Below are 15,530 nucleotides of genomic sequence, written 5' to 3'. Positions count from 1 at the left end.
CATGCCACGCCGTCTTGTTCAGCCGACACCACCGGCCCTGTCCGAAAATGATGCGCGACTTGTGGCACCCTCTGCCACGCGAAATGTCGACCATATTGTCGCCGTGGCACAGGATTTTGCACCGGACCATGAAGGCACCGCACTCGAGCTTGCCAGCGGCACGGGTCAGCACATCATACATCTGGCCCAAGCCATCCCACATCTGCAATGGCAGCCAAGCGAGATCGATCCAGACAGACGCAGCAGCATTAACGCCTATGTGCAGACATCACCCCTGCCCAACATTTCACCTGCCGTTCCTTTGGACGCAACGACTTCGGGTTGGGCCACGCGGCATTTGGGGCAATCATTCATTTTGCTGGTGAACCTCCTGCATCTCATCTCTGAAGCCGAGGCGCGTATTCTTATTTCCGAAGCTGCCGCCGCCCTCGCGCCCGGGGGTGTTTTGATGGTGTACGGACCGTTTATGCGCGCCGGAGACCTCACCAGCCAAGGCGACATCGACTTTCACACATCCCTGCGCAATCAAGATCCCGAAATCGGTTACAAGGACGACTTTGACGTTCTTGAGTGGGGACAAGACGCATGGCTCGACTATGTTGATCTGATCGAAATGCCCGCAAATAACCTTGCTCTGATCTGGCGCAAACCAACGTAACGCGTCTGAACAATCCAGATCGGCTCGACACAGTAAAATCACTACTCGATCTGATCTCAATCAAAGAATCGCTTGGCAATTCATGGTCTGGACGGCTCAAACAACATTCTAGGAGCTGAATATGAGCTGGACTGACAAACTGAATGGCACACGTAACCAATTGCGCGGCCTGAACAAAGCTATCCCTGACACCACACGTGCATTCGGTGCGTTGGGCAAAGCCGTAAAAGAAGGCGGCACCCTTGAATTCAAAACCAAAGAGTTCATTGCGTTGGGAATTGCGGTGTCGCAACGGTGCGAAGCCTGTATTGTGCTGCATGTCGAGGCTCTCATCAAAGCGGGTGCCACACGCGAAGAAGTCGGCGACGTGCTAGCGATGGCTATTCAGATGGGCGGCGGACCTTCGATGATGTACGCGGCCAAAGCCATGGAATGCTATGACGAGTTCACAGCGGGCTGACAATTGATTGGGAATTCCGTTATGGTTCCTGCGATACACTGAAACCCGACACGGAGCTCCCGTCATGAAATCACCACTTATTGCATCGGCATTGCTTTTCTTGCTTGCCACACAAGCGGGCGCCGCCGATGCAAGCTTCCTCGAAGATTGGGATCTGGACTCGGATGGGGCCATCACGCTTGAGGAGCTTGAGAAATTTCGCGGCAAGGTGTTTCAGACATTCGACACCAATCAAGATGGTGTCTTAGACAGCGCCGAATACACTGTATTTGACCAAGCGCGTGCCGATGCTGCGGAAAAGAATCCGTCTGCGCTCTTGCAACGTGCGGTGCACGGGTTGTCGCGAACATCTACCGATTTGAATCTCGATGGACAGGTGACACGAGAAGAGTTTGCGCAAGCTTTGCTGGCGTGGTTCCGCACCCATGACAGAGATAACGATGGCGTTCTAAGCCCTGGCGACTTTTGAGCGAACGTAAAAAGGGCCCTCAGTCCTTAGAGGGCCCCGATTGAATGCCTAGCGTGCGCACGTGTTAGGCTTAGACGGCTCATAGCAATACGGCACACGGCCACCCGCTGTGTCCACGGTGCAGATCGACCATCCTCGATTACAGATCATCCCGTCGGCACAAAAGGCATACACCCCACTATAGCACCCACCCGGCCCAAGAGACCCTGCGCTGCAATACGAATTTCCAGAGCCGCAATTCTGCGCAATTTGATATGCGCCATCCGTCCCAAGACGCTCAAGCCGCTCTTTTGGAGTGACTTCTGTACCGGCTGTTGCTGATCCCGCCACCAACACCGTGGCAGCGATTGCAAGAATTAGCTTATGTGTCATTTCTTTTCCTCCTCTTCACACGCCAATTATTGCATATGTCAGAGAAGCGCGCTTTGACGGGTATCAAAAATGCACAACGGCGACCAAAGGGCCGCCGTCGAGTAAGTGTATGGTGATCGGATATTAGCCGTTCATGCGAATTGTCACGTTGGTTGGGTCATACGGGCTGTCACAAGTCACGACCGCATCCCAGAGCTTGTCTAGGATTTTGACTTTCAACTTGGTGCCTTCAACTGCCATCTCTGGTTTGACATATCCCATGCCAATGGATTTCTCGAACGCCACGGAATACCCGCCTGATGTCAGACGGCCCACGCGCTCGCCTTCTGGCGTGTACAGAACCTCGCGGCCCCACGGATCGGCATCTTCTGGTCCATCGATCAACAAGGTACAGCATTTTACCCGCACCCCAGTTTCGACCATCGCAGCCTTGCCGTTGAACTCTTTGTCCAGATCAACAAAGCGTGGCAGATCTGCCTCAAGCGGGTTCGCATCGCGGCCAAGCTCGTTGCCAAAGGCACGATAAGACTTTTCTTGACGCAGCCAGTTTTGAGCGCGTGCCCCAACCAGCTTCATACCATGCTTTTCACCGGCTTTTTCCAACAGGTCGAACAAATAGTTCTGCATCTCGATCGGGTGGTGCAGTTCCCAGCCAAGTTCACCCGTATAGGCCACACGGATTGCATTCACCGGACACATGCCCAATTCGATCTGCTTGGCGGACAACCATGGAAAGGCCTTGTTGGTCAGCGCATTGGCGGGATCCGGATCGTTGATGACCTCTTTGAGAACATCACGCGACTTGGGTCCTGCGATGGCGAAAACGCCCCACTGAGTGGTCACATCTTGAATTTCGATATAGCCGAACTCTTCCATTTTATCTTCGGCGGCCTTGCGCAAGAAGTCCGCGTCGTACTCTGTCCAAGCGCCTGCCGAAACCAGATAGTAATTGTTCTCGCCGTTGCGCACGATGGTGTATTCGGTACGAGTCGTGCCTGCAGATGTCAGCGCATAAGTCAGGTTGATCCGCCCAACACGTGGCAGCTTGTTACATGTGAACCAGTCAAGGAACGCGGTCGCGCCGGGGCCTTTGACGACATGTTTGGTAAATGCAGATGCATCAACCAAGCCGACACCTTCGCGGATTGCCTTGGCTTCCTCAACAGCGTGCTTCCACCAGCCGCCACGACGGAACGAACGTGCATCGTGGTCAAAGTTTTCTGGCGCGTCGACGGGACCGAAGTAGTTCGGACGTTCCCAGCCGTTGACCCAGCCAAATTGTGCGCCACGCGCTTTCTGACGGTCGAATGCGGGTACGGTGCGCAGCGGACGCGCAGCCGGGCGTTCTTCGTCCGGATGGTGAAGAATATAAACATGCTCGTAGCACTCTTCGTTTTTGCGAGCAGCAAATTCTGTGGTCATCCAGTTGGACGAGTACCGTTTCGGATCAAGCGATGCCATGTCGATTTCAGCTTCGCCGTCGACCATCATCTGCGCGAGGTAATAGCCCGTGCCACCTGCTGCAGTGATCCCGAACGAAAACCCTTCGGCGAGCCACATATTACGCAGGCCGGGGGCTGGACCCACCAGCGGGTTACCATCCGGTGTATAGCAGATTGGGCCGTTGAAATCGTCCTTAAGGCCAGATTCAGCACAGGATGGGACGCGTTCCGTCATCGCCATGTACTGTTCAGCGATCCGATCCAGATCAAGCGGGAACAAGTCCGCGCGGAAGCTATCAGGGACACCGTGCTCAAAGCGCGCGGGCGCATCCTTTTCATAGATGCCAAGGATCCAACCGCCGCGCTCTTCGCGCGCATAGGATTCATTGTCTGCATCCCGCACAACAGGGTGCTCTGGGTTACCTGCCTCACGCCATTTGACCAACTCGGGGTCTTGATCCATCACGATGAAAGTGTGCTCGACAGGAATCGCCGGCATCTTGATGCCCAGCATCTTAGCGGTACGCTGTGCGTGGTTTCCGGACGCGGTCACGACATGCTCGGCTGTGATAACGATCTGCTCGTCACCAGGCACAAGGTTACCACCCTTTTCCACCATCTTGGTGCAGGTGACTTCCCAATGGGTACCAGTCCAGTGGAATGAATCCGCCTGCATCTTGCGCACGATATCAACGCCGCGCTGGCGCGCCCCCTTGGCCATCGCCATGGTCACGTCGGCTGGGTTAATATACCCGTCTTCGGTATGATAGATCGCGCCTTTCAGATCGGACGTCTCGATCAGGGGCCAACGTTCCTTGATTTGATCAGGGGTCAGCCATTCATAGGCCACATCGCAGGTTTCCGCAGTCGAGGCATAGAGCATGTATTCATCCATGCGGGCATCCGTTTGCGCCATGCGCAGGTTGCCGACCACAGCGAACCCGGCGTTCAGTCCGGTTTCTTCCTCAAGCTGTTTATAGAAATCCACCGAGTATTTGTGGATATGGGTTGTCGCATAGGACATATTGAAGAGCGGCAACAAACCGGCGGCATGCCACGTCGAGCCGGATGTCAGTTCATCCCGCTCAATCAGCATAACATCATCCCAACCTGCCTTGGCCAGATGGTAAGCAATCGAGGTTCCGACGGCACCGCCACCTACGACTAGTGCTTTGACTTGCGTTTTCATGTCCCTATGACTCCATGAAGATGAACTTGCCACAAACTGACAAATCCATATCAGTTTCGGCGGGTCCAGCCGACATATAAACGCGCAAAACCGACCACAGACCTAAAAACGTCGGTGTATATGGCGAAAAATGAAATCGCTTTAAGCCCTAGTGCATGTTGGCCAATACAGTTTTGGCGACCGGTACCGCAGGTTGATAGCTTGCCGGAAGAACCTCGGTCTGGATCGATTCGACGTTTGCCCAGTCTGCAGTCTGGGGGATGCGAGCATTTGACTGGGCCTGTGCGACGGCAAGTCCTACAACAGACAAGGCCGCAATCGCGAATGGTGCAACTTTGTTCATCGTCTTCTCCCGTTCCCAATCTATTCCTAGATGCTGACACAACTTCGCGCCAGCATTACGAAAGGATTGCGACAAGATTCCGACATTTTCCGCAACTCTAGCCAAATTGCTTGCCGCAGCGCAGCGCAAACTGTTATAAAAACGGTCAATATCTCAAGGAACTGCGCTATTATGAAAATCTGCCGCACAGTCGCCGAGTGCCGCGCTGCCGTCGCCACGTTTCGCAGGTCTGGGGAAACCGTTGGTCTTGTCCCGACGATGGGCTTTTTGCATGATGGCCATATTTCACTAGTGGCCGCAGCGAAAACACACACGGATCGCGTGGTGGTGACGATTTTTGTCAATCCCACACAATTCGGCGACGCGGCCGACCTAGACGCCTATCCACGCGATGAAACACGTGACTTGGATATGCTGTCTGCGGCGGGCGTCGATGTCGTATTGATCCCTGACGTCTCGGATGTGTACCCGAATGGGGATGAGACCATCGTCGAAACCACACGAATGGCCAACATGTTACACGGCCTTGTGCGCCCCGGGCATTTTCGCGGGGTGACCACGGTCGTCGCGCGATTGTTTAACTTTGTACAGCCCGACGTCGCATGCTTTGGTGAAAAAGATTACCAGCAACTTCAGGTTATCAAGCGCATGGCGCGCGATCTGGCCTTTCCGATTGATATTCGGGGTGTGCCCACAGTGCGCGAAGCGGATGGGTTGGCGATGTCGTCACGCAATGTCCGGCTGTCGGCACAGGATCGCATGGCTGCCGTCGTGTTATCGCAATCTCTGGATGCCGCCGAACAGCAGGCTGGAGCAGGGTCCACAATTGAGGACCTGCGCGCCCTTATTCAAACCACGATTGCATCCGAACCCCGCGCGACTTTGCGTGGTCTAGATATTGTAGGCGCCACAGATCTGTCAGATTTGTCCGGTGCTCTCATCACCCCCGCCGCCATCATGATTTCGGTCGAATTTGGCGGCATCCTTCTGATTGATCAAAGGGTCGTCACACCATGAGCAAACAAACACCAATCCGCCGCACCACAGTGCCCCAGATTGCCTCCCGGAAAGGGGGCGTGCCCATTGTCTCGCTGACCTCTTATCACGCCCACACGGCGGCGATTGTCGACAAATATGCGGATTTCATCCTTGTCGGCGACAGCCTTGGCATGGTCATGCATGGCATGGACAGCACAATTGGCGTGCCGCTCGATCTGATGATCATGCACGGCAAAGCCGTTGTGAAGGGCACGAATAAGGCACTGATCGTTGTCGACATGCCTTTCGGGACTTACGAAGAAAGTCCTGCCATCGCCTTTCGCAATGCTGCACAGATCATGAAAGAAACTGGTTGTGGCGCGGTGAAACTAGAGGGTGGTGCACGTATGGCGGAAACTATCACATTTCTGGTCGAACGCGGCATCCCGGTGATGGCGCATATCGGTCTCACTCCGCAATCCAGCCACGTTATGGGCGGCTTCAAAACCCAAGGTCGCGAAGAAGAAAGCTGGGCCGCGCATGAAGCGGATGCCAAAGCGGTTTCCGAAGCAGGCGCGTTTTCCGTTGTTCTGGAAGGGATGGTCGAGCCGCTGGCCGCCAAAATCACCAAACAGATCGATATTCCAACCATCGGGATCGGTGCCAGTTCGGAGTGCGACGGTCAGATCCTTGTCCTCGAGGATATGCTGGGTCTGAACGAATGGACGCCGAAGTTTGTCAAAGTCTATGGTGATCTGGGCCCTGCCATTGAACGCGCTGTTCAACAATATGCCGACGAGGTCAAAGACCGCTCATTCCCCAGCGAAGACGAAGTCTATCGCTGATTGGTAGCACGGATTTAACTGGGGCCTGAATTGTCTTTAGGCCCCAGATGTTTGATGTATCAGGCGCCCTCATCTGCGCGGGATGTCGTCATCTCTCGAAAACGTTCGAACATCATGACGTATTCCGCAGGAATGTCGCGATACGACAGCACACCAACGACAATGCCATTCTCTGTCACGGGCAAGTGCCGAAACGCATCGCCAAGTTTGGCCGCCAGTGCATCCGAAATAGCATCATCGATATCTACGGTCACAGGCTCGACAGTCATCACATCGGATGCACAAGCCTGATCGACCACAAGTCCGGCCCCGACTCCGCGAAACACGATATCGCGTTCGGTCAAAATGCCGACAAACCGCTCTTGGTCAAGAACAGCCACCGCACCAATCTTATGCGTTGCCATCACAGTGGCCACCTCGCGCAACTTGGTTTCGGGTGTGACCGAATGGAGAGGCCGCGCGCCAAGCAGGTCACGAAGGGTTTTCACGCTCATCAAAGGCTCCTGTGGAAGGGGTTACGCATTTCTGCGAATGGAATATGCGCCTTTCGCAGATAACTCACAAGTCGAACGTGAGGGCATAATTGTCGCAAAACCTCGCCCGCCGGACTTGGTCTGATTTACTCGGACGGCAAGATTTTTCCCGGGTTCATGATGTTGTCAGGATCAATCGCTGTTTTGATCGCCACCATCATATCCACAGCTCCGCCGAGTTCCTTTTTCAGATAGGGTCGTTTGCCTTGGCCGATGCCATGCTCGCCAGTGCAGGTGCCGCCCATCGAAATCGCCAGATCATTCAGCCAGCCCACAAATTCATCGGCCTTGGACACCTCATCCGGGTCGTCCATGTCAACCAAAGGCAGCGTGTGGAAATTGCCGTCTCCGACGTGGCCAACGATCGGCGCAATAAACCCAAGCGCATCCAGTTTTTCTTGGGCGGCAGTCACGCATTCAGCGAGCCGCGAAATTGGCACGCAAACGTCAGTAGAGATGCCGCGAGCCTCGGGACGTAAGGCACATGAGGCCCAATAGGCATCATGACGCGCCTGCCACAGCTTGTTGCGTTCTTCGGCACTGCTGGTCCATTCAAAACCGGTTCCACCGAATTCTTCGGCGATACCCCCAAACAATTCGGCCTGCTCGGCGGTACTTGTTTCCGAGCCGTGAAATTCCAGCAACAACAGGGGCGCAACAGGCAGATCCAGCTTCGAATACGCATTCACTGCCTGCACCGTCAGGCTGTCCAACAACTCAATTCGGGCCACTGGAATGCCATACTGAATGGTCATCATGACGGCCTGACAGGCTGCGTCCACGCTGTCGAATGACACACGCGCCGATGACATTGCTTCGGGAATACCCTGAAGCTTGAGCGTGATTTCCGTGATCAGACCAAGCGTGCCTTCGGCCCCGACCATCAGCCGCGTCAAATCATAACCGGCGCTGGATTTTTTGGCGCGACTGGCCGTTCGGATCACCTCGCCCTGCGGGGTGACCACCTCTAGGGCAAGTACATTGTCCTTCATCGTGCCATACCGCACCGCATTCGTGCCACTTGCCCGTGTCGCCGTCATCCCCCCAAGCGAGGCATTGGCCCCAGGATCAATCGGAAAGAATAGCCCTTGGTCACGCAGATATGTGTTCAACTGCTCGCGCGTCACACCGGGTTGCACCACACAGTCCAAGTCCTCGGAGTGCACGGCGAGGATTTGGTTCATCTCCATCATGTCAACACAGATGCCGCCCGCAGGCGCGTTAACATGCCCCTCTAGTGACGTGCCGGTGCCAAAGCCGATGACCGGCACCTTGTGGGCGGCGCAGGTTTTGACGATCTCGGCCACCTCGTCGGTGTTTTGGGGATAGACCACCGCATCAGGCGCTTGATTTTTGATCCATGTCGTCGTGTGCCCATGCTGTTCACGAATGGATTGTCCCGTCTGGAATTTTTCTCCGAACCGCTGCTTCAATACACCAATAACAGCGGCAATTCCGTCTTCGTTACGTGGCAAATCACTGGCCTGAACCATGGTTTTCTCTCCCGTCATTCCATTAACAAATTAATGGTATCGAACGTAACTCTATAGACAACATTTCGCCCTGAACATCCCAAGTTCTGGGTATCAGTCTCCCAAAGCGAGCCCCTCGCGTCGAGGATCTGCCCCGCCTCTCAAGCCGCCCTCAAAAGATATCGCATGCAGCCCCGAGTTCAGATCACGTTTGTTGATCACAAACCCCATCGCCTCCAAGCCGTTAATCATGACATCATCTTCGACGTCATATACCCCGAACCGATTAACCCGATGCGGCAGCGACACAGCCTGTTGAATGTCCAATCCCCAATCAAGATAGGCAATGATTGCATTCGCCACATAAGGAATGATCCGACTGCCCCCCGGAGAACCGATCGCCAAAACAGGCTTGTCATCCAGCAACACAATTGTGGGTGCCATCGATGATCTCGGGCGCTTGCCCGGTTCGACACGATTGGCGATGGGCACGCCGTTCTTGTGCGATCGAAATGAGAAATCGGTAAGCTCGTTGTTCAGTAGGAAACCTGCCGCCATGACACGGCTTCCAAAGGCATTTTCAATCGTCGTCGTCATCGACAACACATTGCCATACGCGTCGGCAATCGTGATATGAGACGTGGAAGGTCGTGCGAAATCTGCATCACTTGCCAAATTCAAAGTGTGCTCGAACTCGGGGTTTCCGGCACTGACGTCAGCAAGCGCATCCGACCGCCGCAAAAGCTCTGCACGGTCGGTCAGATATGTGCGATCCAACAACCCTTTCACCGGCACAGGGACATAGTCGCTGTCGGCAAGATATCGGCCACGATCTGCGAACGCCAGCCGTGTGGCATCCCCGATCAGCCGCCATGTTTCCGGATTGTTCGGCCCCAACCCGGTCATATCAAACGGCGACAAGAGCCCCAAAATTTGTCCCACAGCCACGCCACCAGAAGACGGCGGTCCCATTCCGCACACATCATAGCCACGGTAGTTTGCGCAAACCGCTTCCCGCTCCTTGATTTGATAAATAGCCAAATCTTCGGCGCCCAACTGGCCCGGGCGCGCTGCACCCTGCACGGCGGACACAATCGCATTCGCAATATCCCCTGTGTAAAACGGGGCAGCCCCCTGTGTGGCCAAAGTTTTCACGGAATGCGCATAGGCCGGATTCTTCAGCACCTGCCCCGCGACCACGGGTGTGTTGTCAGGCAAAAAATATGCCGCTGTGTCTGGATGCTGCGCAAGGCGCAGCGCGTCGCGTTGTACCGATTGCGCCATCCTAGGCGATACTGCAAAGCCATTTTCGGCCAAATCAACCGCTTCTGTGAACAGCTCAGGCCAAGGTGATTTACCCCACCGCTTGTGCGCCTGTTCAAGTAACTTTGGCGTTCCCGGCACACCCACCGAGAGCCCCCCGACCACAGCATCAAAGAAACCAAGTGGCTGACCGTGATCATCCTGCAAAAGTTGCGGCGTCGCGGACAATGGCGCAGTTTCACGCCCATCAAGCGTGGTCACCGTGCCACTGGCGCGATCGAACCATACCAAAAATGCACCGCCCCCCAAGCCAGAGCTCTGCGGTTCCACCAATCCAAGCACGGCCTGTACGGCGACCATGGCATCGGCGGCGGTGCCACCCTCTTGCAATACGCGCGCACCCGCATCAACTGCCAACGGATGCGCCGCAACCACCATCCAGTTATCGGCCTCAACCGGTTTGCCCGCATCTTTGGCTGCTTGGGATCTCGCCAGCTCAGGCGTTGCGGTACTATACCCTAATGCGGTGCTCGTTTCAGGCGCGACAGAGTCCGCAACATCTTGCGAAAATGCTGCGCTGGCAACCATCGCCAGCCCCAGCACACAACTTTGCATCAATATTTTCATAAGGCCTCCGCAACAGGAACAAATTCTTTTCGTCACCTTGCACCACCCGGGGGCCAACTGCCAAGCTGGCCGACCACACGGTTCACGATGACGTATGCTCATTCCCTCTGTGCGGCGCCTGAAACTGCGCGCTCACAAGGCTCAGAGCATTGCAGGCACGACCAAATCTGGTGGACGATGCCCATCGGCAAACGTCTTGATATTGATGATCACCTTTTCACCCATTTCCAAACGCCCTTCGACGGTTGCCGAGCTCATATGTGGTAGCATCACGACGTTTTCCAAACGCGGCAAATCCGGATTGATCTCAGTGCCGTTTTCATAGACGTCAAGCGCGGCACCCGCGATATCACCGGCCTTGAGCATGCGCACCAAGGCATTTTCATCGACAACTTCACCCCGAGACGTGTTCACCACATAGGCGTCAGGCTTGAGCAACTTTAGACGCCGAGCATTCATCAAATGGAACGTGTTCGGCGTATGCGGGCAGTGAATCGTCAATACATCCATGCGCGCGACCATCTGGTCCAGATTTTCCCAATACGTGGCGTCCAGCTTTTCTTCGACTTCGGGACGCACGCGACGGCGGTTATGATAATGGACCTGCATACCAAAAGCGCGGGCGCGCTGTGCAACCGCTTGGCCGATGCGCCCCATTCCCAAAATACCAAGCCGACAACCGCTCAGGCGGCGGCCCAGCATTGCATTCGGGGCCCAACCGACCCATTCACCTTTGGAAATCGTGCGGAGCCCCTCTGGGATGCGGCGCGCTGCGCCGATAATCATCGCCATGGTCATATCGGCAGTATCATCCGTGACAACACCCGGTGTACTGGACACCAGCACGCCTCTGCGGCGCGCGCTTTCGACGTCAATGTGATCCACGCCAGCGCCGTAATTCGCGATCAGCTTAAGGCGCTCACCTGCCCCAGCCAGCAAGGCCGCATCGATCTTGTCAGTCAGCGTGGACACCAAGACGTCCGCGTCTTTGAGCGCATCAATAAGTTCTAGCCGCGTCATCTGAGTGTCATCTTCACGCAGGCGGACATCAAATAATTCAGACAGCCGTGTTTCTACGGCTTCAGGTAGGCGTCGCGTTACAACAACACTTAGACGTTCCTTTGGCATAGGGACCTCCCAATCCTTTTCAATTCAATATGTTGGTGTCACAGTGCAACACAGTCCGACGGGGCACAAGAACCCGCGCAGCAATCACGAGCAGAAAATACGGGAAAATGTCGAAAAGACTAAAAAGTTACCTATTCCAATTGCTTTGCATTGGCGCCTTATTTTTGGGATCCTCGACGCTTGCCCAAGACGTGCGGGGCCCTGTGACAAACTTGCCCATGCCGCGTTTCGTCTCACTCAAAGCGAGTAAGGCAAATGTCAGGCGCGGCCCCTCTCTGACACACCGAATCGACTGGGTCTTCACCCGAAGAGACATGCCGTTAGAGATCACAGCAGAGCACGGCCATTGGCGACGCGTGCAAGATCGGGAAGGCCAAGGCGGCTGGGTGCATTATTCGTTGCTGTCAGGTGTGCGCACCGTATTAATTGAACAAGACATGCTGCCTATTCTGGTCCGCCCAGAAGAAAACACCGCCACAGCGGCGCATCTGGAATTGGGTGTTGTCGCGCGGTTGGGGGAATGCAGCCCCACATGGTGCAAAGTGAGCTCGGGCGGGTACAAAGGCTGGGCCCCAAAAACATCGCTTTGGGGCGTTAAGCCAGAGGAAATCCGAGAGTAACCCTTACAATACTGCGTTTGCGGCGTCGCGGATTGCGCGGATATTTTCGCCATATGGCGCTGGGTTCGACACACTACCACCTTTGAACACTGCCGACCCTGCGACCAGAACATCAGCACCAGCCGCCGCCATCAATGGCGCTGTCTCAGGTGTAATACCACCGTCGATCTCGATATGAATGGGCCGATCGCCAATCATGGCGCGCAGTTTTTTGACCTTCTCGATCTGACTGTGAATGAACTTCTGACCGCCAAAACCGGGGTTGACCGTCATAACGCACACGAGGTCCACCATATCCAATAGATAATCAATATCCTCGATGCCGGTACCGGGATTAAGAGCGAGACCCGCCTTGGCGCCATTCGCCCGAATTGCCTGAAGCGTGCGATGAGTATGCGCGCCAGCCTCAAGGTGGGCTGTGAGCACATCTGCCCCAGCATCGATGAAGGCTTCGATATAGGGATCAACGGGCGAAATCATCAAATGCACATCCATCACCGTCTTGATGTGAGGACGAATTGCCGCACAAAGAGGCGGGCCAAATGTCAGGTTCGGGACAAAATGGCCATCCATCACGTCGACATGCACCCAATCGCACCCTTGCGCTTCGATCGCTTGAATTTCCTGTCCAAAATTCGCGAAATCCGCCGACAATATGGACGGAGCAATTTTGATAGAGCGGTCAAAACTCATGGCTAGCCTCTTGCTGTGGTGCGCCAACGGCGCCGATTCGAGTGGTGGCGTGAAAATGGGGGCAAAGCCACCAAGTTGCAATCACCAGCAATAGTCTCGGTGCACCCGTTGCACATTTTGCTGACAACGGCATCACAATTGTTTGCGTTGAGCCAACTTTCTGCACTGCAGCAAACGCAACCCCGCCATGCAGAATGAGCTCTCGTACCTTTGGATCAGGAGGCCTATGTGGGCCTCAAGGGAGACATTTTTTGTAAGGTAAGACATCATGGCATACACAGTACCCCGCGCTCGCTTTCTGGAAACCATTCTTAATACCGCGCAACGCGTCGCAGTTGGCTTTTTCGACACTCTGATCAATCTTGCTGAGTCGAATTCGCGCCTGCGCCGGATCGAAACCCTAAAGGCGATGTCAGACAAAGAGCTGTCTGAACTCGGCCTGAAACGCGAAGACATCGTCCCACATGTATTCGGCTATGCCTTTTAATCGTAGCTAGCCAATTGCGGTCAACTTCGGTCATGACCCCATCAGTTCCTAAGCGCGCGGCACAAAATGTGGTCGCGCGTTTTTTGGTGGCCCCCTCCACTGACGCAGTCCTAACATGACGACACAACCCGCCTCGGACACCTCAAAAACGTCTACCTAAAAATACGGATACCCAATGCCAAACCTCTGGGCTAGGCTGTGGCGAACACGCGGCAAAAGACCGTGTGTATTGGGAGGAAAATTATGAACCGATTTTTAGGTCGCGCCGCAGTTGCGGCGCTCGCCGTGAGCTTTGCTGCCGAAGCTTCTGCTACAGAATGGAATGTATCTGTTTGGGGCAAACGCCGCGCCTTTACAGAACATGTTGAAAAACTGGCCGAATTGGTAAGCGCAAAAACCGACGGCGCATTCACCATGAACATCAGCTATGGCGGGTTATCCAAGAACAAGGAAAACCTTGACGGCATCTCGATTGGTGCGTTTGAAATGGCGCAGTTCTGCGCGGGATACCACCGCGACAAAAACCCGTCGATTACCGTGCTGGAATTGCCTTTTCTTGGCGTGAACACGCTTGAGGAAGAAGTGGCTGTATCCCACGCCGTCTATGGGCACCCTGCCGTTCAGGCTGATCTTGCCCGCTGGAATGCCAAACTTTTGATGACGTCGCCAATGCCACAGTACAACATTGTCGGCACCGGTGAGCCACGTGATACCTTGGCAAAAATGGATGGGATGCGCGTACGCGCCACAGGCGGCATCGGCAAAGCGTTTTCCGCAGTCGGCGCTGTTCCGACATCCGTGACCGCAACCGAAGCCTATAATGCAATGGAAAGCGGCGTCGTCGACACGGTTGCCTTTGCCCAACACGCGCACCTTGCGTTCCGCACCATCGACCAAGCCGAGTGGTGGACCGCCAACCTGAACCCTGGCACCGTGAACTGCCCGGTGGTTGTCAACACAGACGCCTATGATGCCTTGTCCGACAGCGAGCGCGCAGCACTGGATAGCTCGGTCGATGAAGCCATTGCCCATTATCTTGCAAACTATGGTGCATTGCTGAACAAATGGGACGGCATCCTTGCCGAGAAAAATGTGACCGTCGTGACCCTGTCTGATGACGAATTGGCAGCTTTCCGTGCCAAAGCCGCAGACCCCATTCGCGAAGCTTGGATCAAAGACATGACTGACATCGGTCTTCCAGCTCAAGAGCTGTATGATCTGGTCATGGACACCCTTAAAAAGCAGCGCATGTAAAATTGTGCCATGACGTGCTGCCTGTTGTGAAATAGGCAGCACGCGTTCCGTGGACATTCAGGGGAGAGACCGATGGCAAGCAGTTCTTCGGTGCTGGAAGATGACAGCATTCTAAGCAAACTGGATCAGACACTTCATCGGCTTGAGAGGGGGCTTGCGCTCATCTCTGGTCTTGCCGTGTTTGCAATCATGCTTTTTGCAGTGGTCTCGGTATCGGGTCGAAATCTTATCAACATGCCAGTTCCCGGATATGTCGATTGGATTGAACAGTTGATGCCGCTTATCGCATTTATGGGCATTGCCTATACCCAGCGGGACGGCACCCATATCCGTATGGACATCCTGATAAGCCGCTTGAACGGCCGCGCCCTGTGGGCTGCGGAGTTCATTACAACGCTTGCTGCTCTGATCCTTATGCTTCTATTGCTCTGGGGATCTTGGGAACATTTCTTACGAAGCTTTGATTTTGGTCGCCCGCTGTGGAGCAACGATAGCTCTATTGATATCGCCTTACCAATTTGGCCCGCCAAACTTTTGGCCCCCGTCGCATTCTTTGTGCTGTGTCTGCGCTTTACCATTCAGCTTTGGGGCTATGGTCGCGCGTTTGTTCTAAATCTGAGCGAGCCCGTCGCAATTCCAATGATCAAATCTGCCGCGCAGCAAGCTGCTGACGAAGCGGCCGCGCTCGAATAAACCT

Annotated in this window: 17 protein-coding genes; 9 read left to right on the top strand and 8 right to left on the bottom strand. The window is 54.9% G+C overall.

Translation table 11 applies throughout. The annotated features are described in order from the left end of the window. The first annotated feature begins 1 nt into the window (after position 1). From FAP39_RS03030 to FAP39_RS03020, 3 genes are all read left to right on the top strand, one after another. Complete coding sequence (locus FAP39_RS03030) at positions 2 to 658, top strand: DUF938 domain-containing protein (RefSeq protein ID WP_138014900.1); 657 nt, start codon at positions 2 to 4, stop codon at positions 656 to 658. A gap of 121 nt (positions 659 to 779) precedes the next feature. Beyond that, positions 780 to 1,118 (top strand): carboxymuconolactone decarboxylase family protein, encoded by a 339-nt coding sequence (locus tag FAP39_RS03025; RefSeq protein ID WP_138014899.1) that lies wholly within the window; start codon positions 780 to 782, stop codon positions 1,116 to 1,118. 64 nt (positions 1,119 to 1,182) lie between these two features. Further along, complete coding sequence (locus tag FAP39_RS03020; protein WP_138014898.1) at positions 1,183 to 1,587, top strand: EF-hand domain-containing protein; 405 nt, start codon at positions 1,183 to 1,185, stop codon at positions 1,585 to 1,587. A 48-nt stretch (positions 1,588 to 1,635) separates the two neighbouring features. Here the strand turns inward: FAP39_RS03020 and FAP39_RS03015 are convergent, their stop codons facing one another. The 3 genes from FAP39_RS03015 to FAP39_RS03005 form a co-directional block, all read right to left on the bottom strand. After that, a complete protein-coding gene (locus FAP39_RS03015; protein ID WP_138014897.1) occupies positions 1,636 to 1,959 on the bottom strand; it encodes a hypothetical protein in 324 nt (107 codons plus the stop codon). 123 nt (positions 1,960 to 2,082) lie between these two features. Beyond that, a complete protein-coding gene (locus tag FAP39_RS03010; protein ID WP_138014896.1) occupies positions 2,083 to 4,590 on the bottom strand; it encodes a GcvT family protein in 2,508 nt (835 codons plus the stop codon). Between the two features lie 148 nt (positions 4,591 to 4,738). Then, positions 4,739 to 4,933 (bottom strand): hypothetical protein, encoded by a 195-nt coding sequence (locus FAP39_RS03005; RefSeq protein WP_138014895.1) that lies wholly within the window; start codon positions 4,931 to 4,933, stop codon positions 4,739 to 4,741. A gap of 171 nt (positions 4,934 to 5,104) precedes the next feature. Here FAP39_RS03005 and panC point away from each other — a divergent pair, with 171 nt between their 5' ends. Together panC and panB are read left to right on the top strand one after the other, a co-directional pair. Continuing rightward, positions 5,105 to 5,950 carry a pantoate--beta-alanine ligase gene (gene panC, locus FAP39_RS03000; protein ID WP_138014894.1) on the top strand — a complete coding sequence of 282 codons (846 nt, stop codon included), beginning with the start codon at positions 5,105 to 5,107 and terminating at the stop codon, positions 5,948 to 5,950. After that, positions 5,947 to 6,756 carry a 3-methyl-2-oxobutanoate hydroxymethyltransferase gene (gene panB, locus FAP39_RS02995; protein WP_138014893.1) on the top strand — a complete coding sequence of 270 codons (810 nt, stop codon included), beginning with the start codon at positions 5,947 to 5,949 and terminating at the stop codon, positions 6,754 to 6,756. Before panC ends, panB begins: the two co-directional genes overlap by 4 nt. A 59-nt stretch (positions 6,757 to 6,815) precedes the next feature. On the opposite strand, the gene FAP39_RS02990 is transcribed toward panB, so the two are convergent. The 4 genes from FAP39_RS02990 to FAP39_RS02975 all read right to left on the bottom strand — a co-directional run bounded on the left by FAP39_RS02990 (position 6,816) and on the right by FAP39_RS02975 (position 11,779). Continuing rightward, positions 6,816 to 7,250 (bottom strand): CBS domain-containing protein, encoded by a 435-nt coding sequence (locus FAP39_RS02990; RefSeq protein WP_138014892.1) that lies wholly within the window; start codon positions 7,248 to 7,250, stop codon positions 6,816 to 6,818. 125 nt (positions 7,251 to 7,375) lie between these two features. Beyond that, on the bottom strand, positions 7,376 to 8,782 hold the full coding sequence (locus FAP39_RS02985; protein ID WP_138014891.1) for an FAD-binding oxidoreductase: 1,407 nt from the start codon (positions 8,780 to 8,782) through the stop codon (positions 7,376 to 7,378). Between the two features lie 93 nt (positions 8,783 to 8,875). After that, positions 8,876 to 10,651, bottom strand: coding sequence for a gamma-glutamyltransferase (gene ggt / locus FAP39_RS02980; protein ID WP_138014890.1), 1,776 nt, complete (start codon positions 10,649 to 10,651; stop codon positions 8,876 to 8,878). 141 nt (positions 10,652 to 10,792) lie between these two features. Beyond that, positions 10,793 to 11,779 carry a 2-hydroxyacid dehydrogenase gene (locus FAP39_RS02975; protein ID WP_138014889.1) on the bottom strand — a complete coding sequence of 329 codons (987 nt, stop codon included), beginning with the start codon at positions 11,777 to 11,779 and terminating at the stop codon, positions 10,793 to 10,795. A gap of 107 nt (positions 11,780 to 11,886) precedes the next feature. Between FAP39_RS02975 and FAP39_RS02970 the strand changes: the two genes are divergently transcribed. Next, complete coding sequence (locus FAP39_RS02970) at positions 11,887 to 12,399, top strand: SH3 domain-containing protein (protein WP_138014888.1); 513 nt, start codon at positions 11,887 to 11,889, stop codon at positions 12,397 to 12,399. A 3-nt stretch (positions 12,400 to 12,402) separates the two neighbouring features. On the opposite strand, the gene rpe is transcribed toward FAP39_RS02970, so the two are convergent. Beyond that, positions 12,403 to 13,092, bottom strand: a complete 690-nt coding sequence (gene rpe, locus FAP39_RS02965; RefSeq protein WP_138014887.1) for a ribulose-phosphate 3-epimerase — start codon at positions 13,090 to 13,092, stop codon at positions 12,403 to 12,405. A 268-nt stretch (positions 13,093 to 13,360) separates the two neighbouring features. On the opposite strand from rpe, the gene FAP39_RS02960 reads away from it, so the two are divergent. From FAP39_RS02960 to FAP39_RS02950, 3 genes are all read left to right on the top strand, one after another. Beyond that, on the top strand, positions 13,361 to 13,579 hold the full coding sequence (locus FAP39_RS02960; RefSeq protein ID WP_138014886.1) for a DUF1127 domain-containing protein: 219 nt from the start codon (positions 13,361 to 13,363) through the stop codon (positions 13,577 to 13,579). Positions 13,580 to 13,822: 243 nt separating this feature from the next. Then, on the top strand, positions 13,823 to 14,833 hold the full coding sequence (locus tag FAP39_RS02955; RefSeq protein ID WP_138014885.1) for a C4-dicarboxylate TRAP transporter substrate-binding protein: 1,011 nt from the start codon (positions 13,823 to 13,825) through the stop codon (positions 14,831 to 14,833). A 72-nt stretch (positions 14,834 to 14,905) separates the two neighbouring features. Then, on the top strand, positions 14,906 to 15,526 hold the full coding sequence (locus tag FAP39_RS02950) for a TRAP transporter small permease subunit (RefSeq protein WP_138014884.1): 621 nt from the start codon (positions 14,906 to 14,908) through the stop codon (positions 15,524 to 15,526). The last annotated feature ends 4 nt before the right edge of the window (positions 15,527 to 15,530 follow it).

This window comes from Shimia litoralis, from assembly GCF_005518135.1.
GTDB classification, from domain to species: Bacteria; Pseudomonadota; Alphaproteobacteria; order Rhodobacterales; family Rhodobacteraceae; genus Shimia_E; species Shimia_E litoralis.
The sequence above is the reverse complement of the archived record's forward strand: the minus strand, read 5'-3'. Positions and strand labels throughout refer to the sequence as shown.

Bases quoted from the DNA above. Each gene is read 5' to 3' on its own strand.
- rpe (WP_138014887.1), bottom strand. From the start codon at position 13,092: ATGAGTTTTGACCGCTCTATCAAAATTGCTCCGTCCATATTGTCGGCG.
- FAP39_RS03020 (WP_138014898.1), top strand. From the start codon at position 1,183: ATGAAATCACCACTTATTGCATCGGCATTGCTTTTCTTGCTTGCCACA.
- FAP39_RS03005 (WP_138014895.1), bottom strand. From the start codon at position 4,933: ATGAACAAAGTTGCACCATTCGCGATTGCGGCCTTGTCTGTTGTAGGA.
- FAP39_RS02955 (WP_138014885.1), top strand. From the start codon at position 13,823: ATGAACCGATTTTTAGGTCGCGCCGCAGTTGCGGCGCTCGCCGTGAGC.
- FAP39_RS02985 (WP_138014891.1), bottom strand. From the start codon at position 8,782: ATGGTTCAGGCCAGTGATTTGCCACGTAACGAAGACGGAATTGCCGCT.
- FAP39_RS03015 (WP_138014897.1), bottom strand. From the start codon at position 1,959: ATGACACATAAGCTAATTCTTGCAATCGCTGCCACGGTGTTGGTGGCG.
- FAP39_RS03030 (WP_138014900.1), top strand. From the start codon at position 2: ATGCCACGCCGTCTTGTTCAGCCGACACCACCGGCCCTGTCCGAAAAT.
- FAP39_RS03025 (WP_138014899.1), top strand. From the start codon at position 780: ATGAGCTGGACTGACAAACTGAATGGCACACGTAACCAATTGCGCGGC.
- FAP39_RS02960 (WP_138014886.1), top strand. From the start codon at position 13,361: ATGGCATACACAGTACCCCGCGCTCGCTTTCTGGAAACCATTCTTAAT.
- FAP39_RS02990 (WP_138014892.1), bottom strand. From the start codon at position 7,250: ATGAGCGTGAAAACCCTTCGTGACCTGCTTGGCGCGCGGCCTCTCCAT.
- FAP39_RS02970 (WP_138014888.1), top strand. From the start codon at position 11,887: ATGTCGAAAAGACTAAAAAGTTACCTATTCCAATTGCTTTGCATTGGC.
- ggt (WP_138014890.1), bottom strand. From the start codon at position 10,651: ATGAAAATATTGATGCAAAGTTGTGTGCTGGGGCTGGCGATGGTTGCC.
- panB (WP_138014893.1), top strand. From the start codon at position 5,947: ATGAGCAAACAAACACCAATCCGCCGCACCACAGTGCCCCAGATTGCC.
- FAP39_RS02950 (WP_138014884.1), top strand. From the start codon at position 14,906: ATGGCAAGCAGTTCTTCGGTGCTGGAAGATGACAGCATTCTAAGCAAA.
- FAP39_RS03010 (WP_138014896.1), bottom strand. From the start codon at position 4,590: ATGAAAACGCAAGTCAAAGCACTAGTCGTAGGTGGCGGTGCCGTCGGA.
- panC (WP_138014894.1), top strand. From the start codon at position 5,105: ATGAAAATCTGCCGCACAGTCGCCGAGTGCCGCGCTGCCGTCGCCACG.
- FAP39_RS02975 (WP_138014889.1), bottom strand. From the start codon at position 11,779: ATGCCAAAGGAACGTCTAAGTGTTGTTGTAACGCGACGCCTACCTGAA.